The organism is Dickeya fangzhongdai, from assembly GCF_002812485.1.
Lineage (GTDB): Bacteria > Pseudomonadota > Gammaproteobacteria > Enterobacterales > Enterobacteriaceae > Dickeya > Dickeya fangzhongdai.
In genome coordinates, this window is the sequence record NZ_CP025003.1 from 3,490,557 (window position 1) to 3,504,032 (window position 13,476).

Here is a 13,476-nt window from a genome sequence, read left to right on the forward strand (position 1 = left end):
CCCCACAGGGTGATGCGGTATTTATCCTGTGCAACCATGACTGACGGAACCCACCATGTCCGAGGCCATAACCGCCGGCAGCGAGCCGAGCAGTTCTTATAAATATCAGATAATACTTTACTATTTCATCACCTCGCTGGCCGTGGTGGTGGTGACCGGCTGCGCTGTCTTTCTCGTTATCAGCAACCTGCTCTATAACGACGTGGCGGATAAATCCAAAAATCTGGCGCTGATCCTCTCGCAGGATTCCGCGCTTAAACAGGCGGTCAACAACCGGGATCAGGCGGCGCTGCGTAGCCTGATCGATCAGCGCTACGCCCGCAGCGATGCGGATTTTATTGTCATCAGCGACACGGATAACATCCGCCTCTACCATCCCGACCCCGCTCAGGTGAACCTGGCCATCAAGGATATCGGCAACATCACCCTGCTGCGCGATGGGAAAAGCTATACCGTCAACAATACCGGCTATTCCGGCGCCTCGGTAAAAACGCGCGCGCCGTTTATTCTGGATGGAAAATATATCGGCTACGTGTCGGTCGGGTATACGGAAGCGCACCGCCGGGGTCTACTGGCGGACTATTTCTCCCCATTCTTCGGCCTGCTGATTTCCGTATTTATCCTGATCCTGCTGGGCGGCGTGTTTTCCTACCGCCTGCTGAAAAAACAGATGTCCGGCCTGACGCCGGAAATGATCAACTATAAATATCAGGTGCGCAGGGCTATTCTGCACGCCATTTACGACGGCGTGATCGCCGTCAGCCCGGAAGGGCGCATCATCGCCATCAACAACGCCGCCAAAAAGATGCTCTCCATCGACCATCCCCACGGCCCGCTGACCGGACACAAGATTACTGATTATGTGGTACCGGCCGATTTCTTCTTATCCGCCGAGCGTCAGGAGTGCCACGATGTGGACGTCGCCTTTAACGGTTCGACGTTTATCGCCAACCGGACCATCATCCTCAATCAGCAGGATGAGTTTGCCGGTTTTGTGATCAGTCTAAGGGAAAAGACCAACGAAACCCTGATGACCCAGCAGGTCAACCACATTAAACATGAAAGCGAAGAACTGCGGGTGATCAGTCACGAATTCAAAAACCGGCTGGCCGTTATCTACGGTCTGATCCAGTTGGGAGAATATGAGCGGGTCAGCCAGTACGTCGCGCAGGAGAATGCCCAGCTGCAGCAGTTTTATGATGCGATTATCAAATCCTTTCACTGCCCGTGCGTTGCCGGGTTGATCCTCGGCAAAGTGGGGCGCGCGGGCGAACTGGGCATCGATCTGCGTATTGACCCGCTATCCTATTACACCGGAGCGGACGCGCCGCTGAGCGCCGAGGAGATGGCCTGCATCATCGGTAATCTGCTGGACAACGCGCTGGAAGCGACGGTGAAAACGCCCGCCCATCCCCAGTCGATCGAGCTGTATCTCAATGACAGCAGCGATGAAATCGTGCTATCGGTGCAGGATAATGGCCCAGGCCTCAGCCAGATAGCGGCGGAAACGCTGTTTGTGAAGGGCGCGACCAGCAAACCGGGCCGTCATCACGGCGTAGGGTTGTATCTGGTGCAGTCACTGGTGCAGAAAGCACGGGGCGAGTGTCTGGTCGATGCGGCCGACGATAACGGCGGTGCGGTTTTTTCAGTTTACATCCCCAAGATTTAACAAAGAGTTAGAAGATTGACGCTATGGAAAACAAGATCAGCGTATTTTTGGTTGAAGATAATCACGACATGGCTTTCTTCATTGCCAGCTTCATCAAAAAACACCCAGAATTTCTGCTGTTAGGAAGCGCCGATACCCTTGCCGATGCCCGGATAGCCATCGCCGCCCAAAAACCCGATCTCGTGATGCTGGATAACTATCTGCCCGATGGCACGGGGATCGACATCATGAAACATCTGCGAACCACGCAGCCGGATATCGACGTCATTTTTATCACCGCCGCCAACGACATCGACACGATTAAAACGGCGATACGCCACGGCGCCTGTGACTATCTGGTCAAACCGTTCATGCTGGAAAGGCTGGAAGAAGCGTTAAAAAACTATCTGATGTTCAACAGAAAGGTACGCCAGAAATCGCATCTGCCGCAGGAAGAGATCGACCGCGTGATACGTCAGTCAATCCCCTATAGCGCGCCGGCGGGATTCATCTACCCGAAAGGCATTGATGAACTGACGCTCAATCAGGTGCGAGCGGCATTTTCCGGCGAAAACGTGCAGCACACCGCCGACAGCCTGAGCGACACGATCGGCATCAGCAAATCCACCGCCCGACGCTACCTTGAATACTGCAAAAACATCAAACTGCTGGAAGCGCACATTCAGCACGGCACCGTCGGGCGCCCCCAGCGCTTTTACCGTCTGACATTCAATTAACCGGCAACGCGCCGGTTACCTGCCCTCCCCCGGTCCCGCTATCGGTTATGCGGGCATGTCTGTATCGCTCTGCTTGCCCATTCGGCAGGGCTAGTCGTCCCAACAGAGATCCTGCTGCCGCAGCACCTGCACCGCGCTGGCGATATCCGGCGCCAGCCAGCGATCTTCCTGCCAGACGGCAACCTGCTGACGCAACAACCGCCACGCCCGGCGGGTGCCGACGCCGGCATTATCCGGGCCGAGAAAATCCAGCGCCTGCGCCGCCAGCAGATACTCGATCGCCAGCACGTGCCAGACGTTTTCCGCCAGCTTCAATAACTTGAGCACCGCCGGGGTGCCCATGCTGAGGTGATCTTCCTGCAGGCCGGAGGTGACAAAGTTATCCACCACCGCGGGCTGCGCCAACAGACGGTTCTCGCCGCAAAGCGAGGCAGCCACATACTGGGCGATCATCATGCCGGAATTCACCCCCGGCTGGGCGACCAGAAACGGCGGCAGCCCGCTCACCAGCGGATTGATCAGCCGGTCCAACCGGCGCTCCGCCACGCCCGCCAGCTCGCATAACGCCAGCGCCAGGCTGTCCGCCGCCAGCGCCACCGCTTCGCCATGCGGGTTCGCCTGCGACACCACCCGCCATTGTTCCGGCGTGCCCAGCACCAGCGGGTTATCGGTGGCGGCATTCAGCTCCATCTCGATGCGCTGCGCCGCCGACGCAAATTGATCGCGGCAGGCGCCGTGAATTTGGGGGATGGAGCGTAAACTCAGCGCATCCTGCGTGCGAATGCCTTCGCTCTCGGCGATGATCCGGCTCCCGGCCAGCAGGGCGCGCACGCGCTGCCCGACCTGCTGAATGCCTGCGCTCGGTTTTAACGCCAGTACTTCAGGATCAAACGCCACGATCTGCCCGCGCAGCGCCTCAAAGCTCATCGCGCCGGTCACATCGGCCCAGTCCAGTTGCCGCGCGGCGTCATCCAGCGCCAGACAGGCGAGCCCGGTCATGCACGGCGTGCCGTTGACCAGCGACAGCCCGTCTTTCGCCCCCAGCGTCACCGGCGTGACGCCAATGCGCTGCAACGCTTCCGGCGCAGGCAGCACCTGCCCTTGTAGTTCCACCTCGCCGACGCCGATCAGCGCCAGCCCGATGTGCGCCATATGGGTGAGATAGCCGACCGAGCCCTGCGACGGCACGCACGGCGTGGCGCCCTGATTCAGCAGCGTCAGCAGCGCCTGCACGATATCCGGTTGAATCCCCGACTTGCCGTGGCTGTAATTAGCGATCGCCGCGCACATGATGGCGCGGGTCTGTTCGACGGACAGCCGCGGCCCCACGCCGCAGGCGTGGCTCAGCAAGGTATTACGCGACAGCCGCGCCAGATCCGCCGTCGGCAAGGTCACATTGCATAACGCGCCCAGCCCGGTATTCACGCCATAGGCCAGCGTGTCGCTGTCCACAATCTGTTCGACGATACGCCGCGACTGACGCATACGCCGCCAGGCCGCATCGCTCAGGCTCAGACGCGCGCCGTGGCGCGCCACCTGCACCAGTTCATGCCAGACCAGCGGGGCGTCGCCCCAGCAAACTTCAGTGTGCATGTTGTCCTCCTACACGGTCTGGTGACTGGCGATAAATTGCTGAAAACGCGGCGAGCTGTCGCCGCCGAACATGGCATCGGGCGCGCCCTCGCAGTCAATCCGCCCCTGATGCATGAACACCACCCGGCTGGACACGTGGCGGGCGAATCCCATTTCATGGGTGACCACCAGCATCGTGCGCCCCTCTTCGGCCAGCCCGCGCATCACTTTCAGCACGTCGCCGACCAGTTCCGGGTCCAGCGCCGAGGTCGGCTCATCGAACAGCATGACGTCCGGCTCCATCGACAGCGCGCGGGCAATCGCCACCCGCTGCTGTTGACCGCCGGACAGCTGCGTCGGATAAAAATGCCGCCGTTCATACAACCCGACTTTCGCCAGCAGCGCCTCGGCCTGCCCGACGCACTCGGCGCGCGAACGTCTGAGGATATGCAACGGTCCTTCGATGACGTTTTGCAGCACCGTCATGTGGCTCCACAGATTGAAATTCTGGAACACCATCCCCAGCCGGGTGCGCAGCCGTTCCACCTGACGCCGGTCGGCCGCGACCTGATGGCCGAGTTTATGGCGCTTCATCAGGATCATTTCGCCGCTGACGGCGACCGTGCCGTCGTCCGGCGTTTCCAGCAGGTTGATGCAACGCAAAAAGGTGCTCTTGCCCGACCCGCTGGCGCCCAGCAGCGAAATCACCTCGCCTTTGCGCGCATCCAGCGAGATGCCCTTGAGCACCTCAAGCGCGCCGAATGATTTGCGGATATCGATCATCGATAAGGTTATGGGGGCGGTTTTATTCATGCTCTCTCCCGGGAGACGTCGGCACGGCGGCCAGATTCGGCGACAAGGCGCGTTCCAGCCAGGCAAACACCCTGACAATAATGAAGTTCAGCAACAGGTAAATCAGCGCGGCGCAGACAAACACCTCCAGCGTGCGGTAGGTGCGCTGGATAATCTGTTGCGCCACGCCGGTGACATCCCACACCGTGACCAGACTGGCCAGCGCGGTGGATTTGATCAGCAAAATCGCCTCGGTCGACCAGGCGGGCAGCGCGTGACGCAACGCGACCGGCGCGATGATGCGGCGCAGCAGCAGCCAGCGCGACATACCGCACGCCTGACCGGCTTCAATCTGCCCGGCGGGAATGGACAGCAGCGCGCCGCGCAGAATTTCCGCGGTATAACCGGCGGTGCACAGCGCCAGCGCCAGCACGGCGCAGCTGAAAGGGTCGCGCAGCACCGGCCAGAACAGGCTGTCGCGCACCGCGCTGAACTGCCCCAGCCCGTAATAGACCAGAAACAGCTGAATCAGCAACGGCGTACCGCGAAAGATCAGCATATACAAACGGGCAAACCCGCTCAGCGGCCAGACCGCGCTAACCCGCATCGCCACCAGCAGCACCGAGAGCACCGCCCCGACCGCGAACGAGGAAAAAAACAGCCCCAGCGTCACCGGCAGCGCCGACAGTAATCGCAGGAACGTCTGCGTCAGAAAGGCAATATCGATCATGACTGCTCCTGAATCGCCTTACGGCGATAAGGCTGGGACAAGATCCGCTCCAGACGGGCAAACGCGGTATTGGAGAACACCGTCAGGATCAGATAGATCGCCGCCCCGGTGAGGTAGAACAGAAAATAGTCGCGGGTCGAGCCGGCCGCCATCTGGCTGGCGCGCATCAGTTCGACAATGCCGGTTACCGAAACCAGCGCCGAATCCTTCAGGCTCATCTGCCAGACATTGGACAACCCCGGCAGGGCAAAGCGGATCACCTGCGGCAGCAGAATCCGCCACCCGATGCGCCAGCGCGGCATACCCATCGCGCTGGCGGCCTCAAGTTCGCCGCTATTCACGGCCAGACGCGCCGCGCGGTACACCTCGCCCTGATACGACGCGGAAATCAGGCCGATCGCCAGCGCGCCGATCAGGAAAGGCGGCAGTTCGATAAATCCCTCGGCCCCGAACCAGCGCCCAACCTGCGTCAGCACGCCGGAACCGCCAAAATAGAACAGATAGATGATCAGCAGTTCCGGAATGCCGCGAAACACAATGGAATAAGTTTCCCCTGCCACGCGCCAGAGTCGGCGCGTGGACAGTTTGGCCGCGGCGACCGCGGCGCCGACCAAGGCGCCGATCAGCAACGCCTCCATCGTCAGGCACAAGGTGGTCAGCGCGGCCATCGCCAACAGGCCGCCCCACCCCTGATCGCTGAAATCTAACAGGGCCAGCATAGCGTTTCCTCAGTCTCAGGGGGTGACGTCCGTTTTGAACCACTTCTCGCTGAGCGTTTTCACCGTTCCGTCCGCCAGCGCGGTCTTGATGGCCGCATCGAATTTGGCCTTCAGTTCCGGATCGCTTTTACGAAAGCCCAGTGCTTCCCCTTCTCCCCAGATAGGCCCGGTCAGTTGCGGACCGCCCAGCGTCAGGTTGCTGTTTTCCGGCTTGCTGAGGATGGAGTTGGCGAAGGTAACATCGTCAAACACCGCGTCGATGCGCCCGGCCTGCAAATCGAGAATGGCGTCGGCGGATGCGGTGTATTCGCGCACGGTGGCGACGTCCCGGAAGTAGGCGTCGATGAACGGCGTGTAGACGGTGCCGGAGGCGATACCGATGGTTTTGCCCTGCAACGCGCCGCGCAGGCCGGCGACCGCCGGCTTAATCTGGTCAGGATCATTCGCCAGTTTAATCATCGCTTTATCCGCCTCGACAGGCAGCGCCAGCTTGCCTTTGACGGTAATAAAGCTGGCCGGCGTGGACGCATACGGCAGGGAGAAATCCACCACCTGTTTGCGCTCCGGGGTAATCACGATGGCGTCCATCATCACATCGAACTTGCCGGCCTGCAGACCGGCGATCATGCCGTCCCAGTTTTGCACCACCAGCTTGCACTGGAGGTTCATCCGCTGGCACAGGATCGTCATCAGTTCCGGCTCAAACCCGCCCAGCTTGCCGCCCGGCAAGGTCAGGTTCCAGGGTTCGTAACTGCCTTCCGTCGCGATAGTCACCGACTTCCACTCTTTGGCCTGCACGCCCGCGCTGAAGGCGGCCGACGCGCTCACTACACATAAGGCAATCACAGGTAGAACCAATCCGCTCTTTTTCATGTCTTCCCCCTGGTGTTTAACCGTCAAAGTAATTACATGTATATACAACATCAATTAAGCAGCAAGATTCGGGCCATGATTGCGATTAGCAGGCCAATCTCAGCCGGTAAGTCCGGCCAATCCCGCCCGGCAGCGGCCGTCAGGGAATAACGGCGCATGGGGAAAACACATTCGACAGTGGGAAGACCGATTCGGGGCGGCACCGCACAACGGCGGTGCCCAATTGTTGTGCATCAGGGTGATGCACAGAGCAGATTATCGTGCGTGGATCGTGGTCAGGAGCAAAACGGCGTTGTCGTCATCCGGCGTCCAGTCCACGCCTGAAGACCGCCACCAGACGCCGTCTCCGGCAGCCAGCCGATGTGCGCCGGATCGCCAGTGCCCCGCCAGTACGTACGCCACACCGTCCGCCGCCGGCGTTTGCGCCGCCGTACCGTTGACGACCGCGATCTCCGCCCGGTAGCGACGGCGATCGACCATGATATTGAAGTCCAGACTGACGCCGCCGCACAGCCGCGCCGTGATCGCCTGCTCGCCGGCGAAGGCGAACGGCTGATGCAGCGTCAGCCGGTGTCGCCAGTCTTCACCGCACAGCTCCACGCCGTCGCCGGACAACAGGGTAATCACCCGGTCTACGCCGGGAAAACTGGAAAAATCGCCGTCGCGCTCGATGGTGGCGATACTGGCGCGCCAGGCAAAATCGTCGCCGGGTTCGTCCGACGGTATCCGGCAGATTTCCCGGGTTTCGCCGCCGCCGTTTTTCCAGCGGCTGACCGGCAGGGTATTAAGACTGAACGTTTGCATCACAGCACCGCCTGCAACGACTGCATCACCTCGACAAACCGGGCGTCAACCTCCTCGTCCAGCGCGTGCCGTCCGTCTTCAATCACCGGTTTACCCGCCACCCACACATCACGGATCTGCTGGCGATCGCCGGCAAATAGCCAGCGGTTGAGCAGGCTGTCGTCAGCGACGGCGCTTAACAGAGCGTCTTCGCGCAGCACCAGCCAGTCGGCGCGCCAGCCGACGCTCAGTTCACCGACCGGCACCCGGCAGGCCTGGGCGCCGCCCTGCAACGCCTGCGCGTACAACAGGCTGCCCACCGCCGGTTGCTGCGGCGTCACCACCCGGTTGCGACGGCGATCGCGTAGGCGCTGACCGTATTCCAGCCAGCGCAGCTCCTCCAGCACATTCAGCGACACATGGCTGTCGGAGCCGATGCCCCAGCGCCCGCCCTGCGCCACGTAACGGTCGAGCGGGAAAATACCGTCGCCGAGATTGGCTTCGGTGGTCGGGCACAATCCCGCCACCGCCAGGCTGCCGGCCAACCGGCTTAGTTCCTGCTCATCCAGATGGGTGGCGTGCACCAGACACCAGCGGGCATCCACCGCGAAGCGGTTGAACAGCCACTGCACCGGGCGTTCGCCGCTCCAGCCCAGGCAATCGTCCACCTCTTTTTGCTGTTCGGCGATATGGATATGCACCGGCAGGCTGCTGTCGCTGGCTTCCAGCACATCCTCCATCTGGTTGTGGCTGACCGCGCGCAGCGAATGGAAACACAGCCCGTGATTGAGCAGCGGATAAGGCTGAATCAGCGCCGCCAGCGTTTCCTGCTGACTCAGGTAGTGATCCACATCCTGAATAAAACGCGCTTGCCCCGGATGCGGCGGCTGCGCGCCGAATCCGCTGTAGCTGTAAAGCACCGGCAGCAGAGTCTGGCCGATGCCGACCCGCTGCGCCGCCGCCAGCAGATGACGCAGCATGTCGTGCTGGCGGTACGGCTTGCCGTGCGGGTCATGGTGCAGGTAGTGAAATTCAGCCACCTGACTGTAACCGCCCTTGAGCATATCGATATACAACCGGGTGGCGATCACCCCCACCTGCTCCGGCGTCAGGTTCGCGACCATGCGGTACATCAGGTCGCGCCAGGTCCAGAAGCTGTCCTGCGCGTTGCCCGCGACCTCCGCCAGCCCGGCCATCGCGCGCTGGAAAGCGTGCGAATGCAGGTTAACCATCGTCGGCAACACAATGCCCGGCAGACGTTGTGCGCCTTCCGGCGTCGCATCCGGCGTCACGGACTGCAGGCAACCCAGTTCATCCACTTCCAGACGCACATTGCGCGCCATTCCCTGCGGCAGCAACGCGCGCGCGGCAAAATAAACGGACATAGCGAAATCCTGTCGGTGATTATCGTTGATAACATTGTTCATTGATAACGAATGTATAGACATATCTATACACCAAAGTCGGCAGCACATGACATAAGGCTTTTTTATTTCGCCGCAGAAACCGGTTAACAGCCGATACTGTGACGGAGAAAGTGAATAAGAAATTCCTATTCCGTCACAGCTTGCTGAAATCCTGCGGTGGGGCGTATAACTTGTCTATACAAGACTATAACAGCAAGAGGGAACAGGATGACGATAGTCTGTGACAGTCTGTGGCTGGGCGCCGATCTGGTTACCTTGCGCGGCGGCCGCTATCAGGTGATTGAGGATGGCGCGCTGGCCGTTACCGACGGCCGCATCGTCTGGCTGGGTGCGCGGCAAGCCTTGCCTGCTATCGCGCCGTCGCGCGTCACCGATTTTGGCGGCGGCATCATTACGCCCGGTTTTATCGACTGCCATACCCATCTGGTGTTTGGCGGCGATCGCAGCGGTGAATTCGAGCAGCGCCTCAACGGCGTCAGCTATGCCGATATCGCCGCGGCGGGCGGCGGCATTCTCGCCACCGTCAACGCTACCCGGCAGGCGGACCACGACAGCCTGTTCGCCTCGGCGCTCGCACGCTTGCGGCCGTTACTGGCCGAAGGCGTCACCACGCTGGAGATCAAATCCGGCTACGGGCTGGATGTGAACAGCGAACTGAAAATGCTGCGGGTGATCCGCGCGCTGGGCAGGCAACAACCGGTGCAGATCGTCTCGACCTGTCTGGCCGCCCACGCCATCCCGCCGGAGTTCCGGCAGCAACCGGAGGCGTGGATCGATCTCGTCTGCCGCGAACTGCTGCCGGCGGTGGTCAGCGAAGGGCTGGCCGACGCCGTCGATGCCTTCTGCGAGCATCTGGCGTTCAGCCCGGCGCAGGTAGAGCGGCTGTTTCAGGCGGCGCAAACGCATAAACTGCCGGTCAAACTGCATGCCGAGCAGTTATCGTCGTTGCATGGCAGCGCGCTTGCCGCACGCTTTCAGGCGTTGTCCGCCGACCATCTGGAATACGCCACCGAGCAGGATGTGGCGGCAATGGCGGCGGCAGGTACCGTCGCGGTGCTGTTGCCCGGCGCCTATTATCTGCTGCGGGAAACGCAATGCCCGCCGGTCGAGCAATTTCGCCGCTACGGCGTGCCGATGGCGATCGCCAGCGACTGCAACCCCGGCACCTCGCCCGCGCTGTCGCTGCGGCTGATGCTGAACATGGCCTGCACCCTGTTTCGACTGACGCCGGAAGAAGCGCTGGCCGGAGTAACGTTGCACGCCGCCCGCGCGCTGGGGCTGGAGCAGAGCCACGGCTCGCTGGAAACCGGCAAGGTGGCGGATTTCGTACACTGGCCGCTGGCGCGCCCGGCGGAACTGGTTTACTGGCTGGGCGGTCAACTGCCCTGCACTACGATTTTTCGCGGAGAACAACGCCCATGACCCCGTTTACCTTTATCGAGGGCGACAGCCCGCTGCTGCTCAGCATTCCCCACGCCGGCACCGACCTGACGCCGGAGGTGGCCGACGGGCTCAGCCCGGCCGCGCGGCCGCTGTCGGATACCGACTGGCATATCCCGCAACTGTACGATTTCGCCCGCGGGCTGGGTGCCAGCGTGCTGGCGGCCAACTATTCGCGTTTTGTCATCGACCTGAACCGTCCGGCCGACGATCAGCCGCTGTATACCACCGCCACCACCGGCCTGTTTCCGGACGTACTGTTCGACGGCACCCCGGCATTCCTGGCCGACCGCGCGCCGTCGGAAACAGTGCGTGCCGGTTATCTGCGCGATATCTGGCAGCCTTATCATCAGCAAATCCAGCAGCAACTGGCGCGTATCAAGCAGCGCCACGGCTATGCGCTGCTGTTCGACGCCCACTCCATCGCTTCACGTATTCCACGTTTGTTTGACGGCCAACTGCCGGATTTGAACCTCGGCACCAATGGCGGTCTCAGCAGCGCGCCCGAAATCGAAGCCGCGCTGCTGGAGGCGTGTCAGTCACAGTACCACTGGAGCTGGGTACTGAACGGCCGATTCCGCGGCGGCTATATCACCCGAGCCTACGGCCAGCCGGAGCAGCATCAGTATGCGCTGCAGTTGGAACTGGCGCAGTGCAACTATATGAGCGAACAGGCGCCGTTCGCCTGGCAACCGGCCAAAGCGCGGGAACTGCAACCGATGCTGGAACGCATCGTGCGTACCTTTATGGACACGGCGGCCAGGCTGCATCACGGCTGACCGCCGGTTTATCACAGAGGCAGGCCCACCCGGGCATTACCGCTATCGGCCACCACAAAGCGATCGACGGTTTCTTTCATGTCGCCGGCCTGCCTGTCGAGCAATTGGCTGGCGCTGGCCGCCTGCGACACCAGCGCCGCATTCTGCTGCGTCACCTGTTCCAGTTGATTCAGCGCCAGATGCACCTGATCCACGCCAAGCGACTGCTCCCGCGCCGCGGTGGCGATATCGCTGACAAAATCCCGCACCTGCGACGTACTGGTCATGATCTGCTTCATGGTTTCGCTGCTGCGCGTAACCAGCGTCACGCCTGCATGCACCTGGTCGATACTGCCGGAAATCAGCTCCCTGATACGCTGCGACTCGCCGGCGCTGCGCTGGGCGAGATTGCGCACCTCTGTCGCCACCACGGCAAACCCACGCCCTTGCTCGCCTGCCCGGGCCGCTTCCACCGACGCATTGAGCGCCAGCAGGTTGGTCTGAAACGCGATGGCGTCAATCGCCGCGGTGATTTGCGACATCTGCTCGCTGGACTGGCGAATCAGCGCCATCGTTTCACTGGCCTGCAATGTGACCTGATCGGCCACGCCAATCTGCTCTTCCATGATTTTCATCAGTTCCGACGCCTGAGCGGCGTAATCGGCAGTCTGTTTCACCGCCACGGTAATCTGTTCCATGCTGCTGGCGGTTTCCACCAGCGACGCCGCCTGTTCGTCGGTCCGCTGCGCCAGATCCTGATTACCCTGTGCGATTTCATTGCTGGCGCGCTCCACCAACCCGGCGCTCTGCTTAATGGTACACACCACATGTTCGATATTTTCCAGCGACCGGTTATAGGCCCGATTCAACTGCGACAGTTCATCTTTACCCTGAACATCCAGCCGACACGTCAGGTCATTGCCCATTTCATCAATGGTTTTCAGCGTCGAGGTCAATTGCTGATAGACATTGCGCGCCACCAGCACCGCCAGCAGCAGCGCCAGCAACAACGCCGCCACCGCGCCGCCCAGATAACCGTACCCGCTCAGCCGGGCCTGTTTTTCCAGCGTGTCCGCCCAGCTCAGCAAATCCGTCGATGCCGCATCCTCAATGGCTTTCAACTGGTCGATGCGCTGTGTCTGCTGTGTGAACCATTCGTTGGCGTCAACCCCAAATCCTCCGGTCGCGGCTTTGGCAAACGCGGTATCGCGCATTTTCAGCGCCGGTTGCGCCGTCGCACTGCTCAGTGAGTCCTGCATACGCTGACTGAGCGCCGGTTGGGCGAACTGATTGAAAGCATTGGTGTACGCGCTTTCCATGCCGACCAGTTGGCTGAAACGCTCGTACTGACCCGGCGCAAAACGATCCACGGCGAACACTTCGGACAACAATGCGCGCATGATGCCCGCCTGTTCCTTGATATTCAGCACGTTGTAATAGGCCGCCACGCGGGTTACCAGCCCGCCATTCGTTACCAGGTGACTCATATCGCCCACCAGTGCGATAAGGTCGCTGACGTTGGCGGTGTACCACCCCACCACTTGCGACGTGGGCAGCGAGAAACCGTCTACCTGAGCGCGCAGCGAGGAGAGTGTTTGCAGGCGCTCCTGCAAACGGTTCAGACGCTGCGCGATACCCCCAGCGGAGCTGGATAAGGCCAGCGCGGACTGACTTTCCCACAACGCGGCTAATGCTTTATCGGTTTCAACACGCTGGGTTCGCAGCGGATCGGCGAATTTCTGCCCCTTGCTGCCGATGAAGCCGGAACTCATGCCGCGTTCGCGTTGCAGGGCGTGGGCGGCATTACCGGCCCGCTGCGCCAGTGACAGCAACTGGGAAAACTGCGCCATGTCCTGCTCCGTCTGACGGCGCTCCAGCACGCCGCTGGCGGAGAACCACAGCAGAGCGACCAGTAGCGGCATTAACGCCAGAGCAAACTTGTAACGAATAGAAAGAGAGGATAATCGAAGCATGTACCGCCCCTTGTTTGATCCCGG

The 13,476-nt window shown here is 61.2% G+C and carries 12 protein-coding genes; 4 read left to right on the plus strand and 8 right to left on the minus strand.

Annotation, left to right across the window (positions count from 1 at the left end; all coding sequences use genetic code 11):
* Nucleotides 1-55 precede the first annotated feature (55 nt).
* Together CVE23_RS15445 and CVE23_RS15450 are read left to right on the plus strand one after the other, a co-directional pair.
* On the plus strand, nucleotides 56-1,669 hold the full coding sequence (locus CVE23_RS15445) for an ATP-binding protein (protein WP_038919759.1): 1,614 nt from the start codon (nucleotides 56-58) through the stop codon (nucleotides 1,667-1,669).
* Between the two features lie 23 nt (nucleotides 1,670-1,692).
* Nucleotides 1,693-2,385, plus strand: coding sequence for a response regulator (locus CVE23_RS15450; RefSeq protein WP_038919760.1), 693 nt, complete (start codon nucleotides 1,693-1,695; stop codon nucleotides 2,383-2,385).
* 90 nt (nucleotides 2,386-2,475) lie between these two features.
* Here CVE23_RS15450 and CVE23_RS15455 read toward each other — a convergent pair whose 3' ends face one another.
* The 7 genes from CVE23_RS15455 to CVE23_RS15485 form a co-directional block, all read right to left on the minus strand.
* Nucleotides 2,476-3,978 carry an HAL/PAL/TAL family ammonia-lyase gene (locus CVE23_RS15455; RefSeq protein WP_100849860.1) on the minus strand — a complete coding sequence of 501 codons (1,503 nt, stop codon included), beginning with the start codon at nucleotides 3,976-3,978 and terminating at the stop codon, nucleotides 2,476-2,478.
* A gap of 9 nt (nucleotides 3,979-3,987) precedes the next feature.
* The gene (locus CVE23_RS15460; protein ID WP_038919762.1) at nucleotides 3,988-4,770 is read right to left on the minus strand and encodes an ABC transporter ATP-binding protein; all 783 of its coding nucleotides are present in this window, start codon (nucleotides 4,768-4,770) and stop codon (nucleotides 3,988-3,990) included.
* Nucleotides 4,763-5,479 carry an ABC transporter permease gene (locus CVE23_RS15465; RefSeq protein ID WP_100849861.1) on the minus strand — a complete coding sequence of 239 codons (717 nt, stop codon included), beginning with the start codon at nucleotides 5,477-5,479 and terminating at the stop codon, nucleotides 4,763-4,765. Before CVE23_RS15465 ends, CVE23_RS15460 begins: the two co-directional genes overlap by 8 nt.
* The gene (locus tag CVE23_RS15470; protein ID WP_100849862.1) at nucleotides 5,476-6,198 is read right to left on the minus strand and encodes an ABC transporter permease; all 723 of its coding nucleotides are present in this window, start codon (nucleotides 6,196-6,198) and stop codon (nucleotides 5,476-5,478) included. The genes CVE23_RS15465 and CVE23_RS15470 overlap by 4 nt, the downstream gene beginning before the upstream one ends.
* Nucleotides 6,199-6,213: 15 nt before the next feature.
* On the minus strand, nucleotides 6,214-7,071 hold the full coding sequence (locus CVE23_RS15475; protein ID WP_100849863.1) for a transporter substrate-binding domain-containing protein: 858 nt from the start codon (nucleotides 7,069-7,071) through the stop codon (nucleotides 6,214-6,216).
* Between the two features lie 255 nt (nucleotides 7,072-7,326).
* Nucleotides 7,327-7,875, minus strand: coding sequence for a HutD/Ves family protein (locus CVE23_RS15480; protein WP_100849864.1), 549 nt, complete (start codon nucleotides 7,873-7,875; stop codon nucleotides 7,327-7,329).
* A complete protein-coding gene (locus CVE23_RS15485; protein WP_100849865.1) occupies nucleotides 7,875-9,239 on the minus strand; it encodes a formimidoylglutamate deiminase in 1,365 nt (454 codons plus the stop codon). The genes CVE23_RS15480 and CVE23_RS15485 overlap by 1 nt, the downstream gene beginning before the upstream one ends.
* Before the next feature lie 249 nt (nucleotides 9,240-9,488).
* On the opposite strand from CVE23_RS15485, the gene hutI reads away from it, so the two are divergent.
* Together hutI and hutG are read left to right on the plus strand one after the other, a co-directional pair.
* On the plus strand, nucleotides 9,489-10,703 hold the full coding sequence (gene hutI, locus CVE23_RS15490) for an imidazolonepropionase (RefSeq protein WP_100849866.1): 1,215 nt from the start codon (nucleotides 9,489-9,491) through the stop codon (nucleotides 10,701-10,703).
* Nucleotides 10,700-11,500: an N-formylglutamate deformylase gene (gene hutG / locus CVE23_RS15495; protein ID WP_100849867.1), complete on the plus strand. Its 801-nt coding sequence runs from the start codon at nucleotides 10,700-10,702 to the stop codon at nucleotides 11,498-11,500. Before hutI ends, hutG begins: the two co-directional genes overlap by 4 nt.
* Before the next feature lie 11 nt (nucleotides 11,501-11,511).
* Here the strand turns inward: hutG and CVE23_RS15500 are convergent, their stop codons facing one another.
* Nucleotides 11,512-13,452, minus strand: coding sequence for a methyl-accepting chemotaxis protein (locus CVE23_RS15500; RefSeq protein ID WP_049854914.1), 1,941 nt, complete (start codon nucleotides 13,450-13,452; stop codon nucleotides 11,512-11,514).
* Nucleotides 13,453-13,476 lie beyond the last annotated feature (24 nt).

Bases quoted from the DNA above. Each gene is read 5' to 3' on its own strand.
- CVE23_RS15445 (WP_038919759.1), top strand. From the start codon at position 56: ATGTCCGAGGCCATAACCGCCGGCAGCGAGCCGAGCAGTTCTTATAAA.
- CVE23_RS15450 (WP_038919760.1), top strand. From the start codon at position 1,693: ATGGAAAACAAGATCAGCGTATTTTTGGTTGAAGATAATCACGACATG.
- CVE23_RS15455 (WP_100849860.1), bottom strand. From the start codon at position 3,978: ATGCACACTGAAGTTTGCTGGGGCGACGCCCCGCTGGTCTGGCATGAA.
- CVE23_RS15460 (WP_038919762.1), bottom strand. From the start codon at position 4,770: ATGAATAAAACCGCCCCCATAACCTTATCGATGATCGATATCCGCAAA.
- CVE23_RS15465 (WP_100849861.1), bottom strand. From the start codon at position 5,479: ATGATCGATATTGCCTTTCTGACGCAGACGTTCCTGCGATTACTGTCG.
- CVE23_RS15470 (WP_100849862.1), bottom strand. From the start codon at position 6,198: ATGCTGGCCCTGTTAGATTTCAGCGATCAGGGGTGGGGCGGCCTGTTG.
- CVE23_RS15475 (WP_100849863.1), bottom strand. From the start codon at position 7,071: ATGAAAAAGAGCGGATTGGTTCTACCTGTGATTGCCTTATGTGTAGTG.
- CVE23_RS15480 (WP_100849864.1), bottom strand. From the start codon at position 7,875: ATGCAAACGTTCAGTCTTAATACCCTGCCGGTCAGCCGCTGGAAAAAC.
- CVE23_RS15485 (WP_100849865.1), bottom strand. From the start codon at position 9,239: ATGTCCGTTTATTTTGCCGCGCGCGCGTTGCTGCCGCAGGGAATGGCG.
- hutI (WP_100849866.1), top strand. From the start codon at position 9,489: ATGACGATAGTCTGTGACAGTCTGTGGCTGGGCGCCGATCTGGTTACC.
- hutG (WP_100849867.1), top strand. From the start codon at position 10,700: ATGACCCCGTTTACCTTTATCGAGGGCGACAGCCCGCTGCTGCTCAGC.
- CVE23_RS15500 (WP_049854914.1), bottom strand. From the start codon at position 13,452: ATGCTTCGATTATCCTCTCTTTCTATTCGTTACAAGTTTGCTCTGGCG.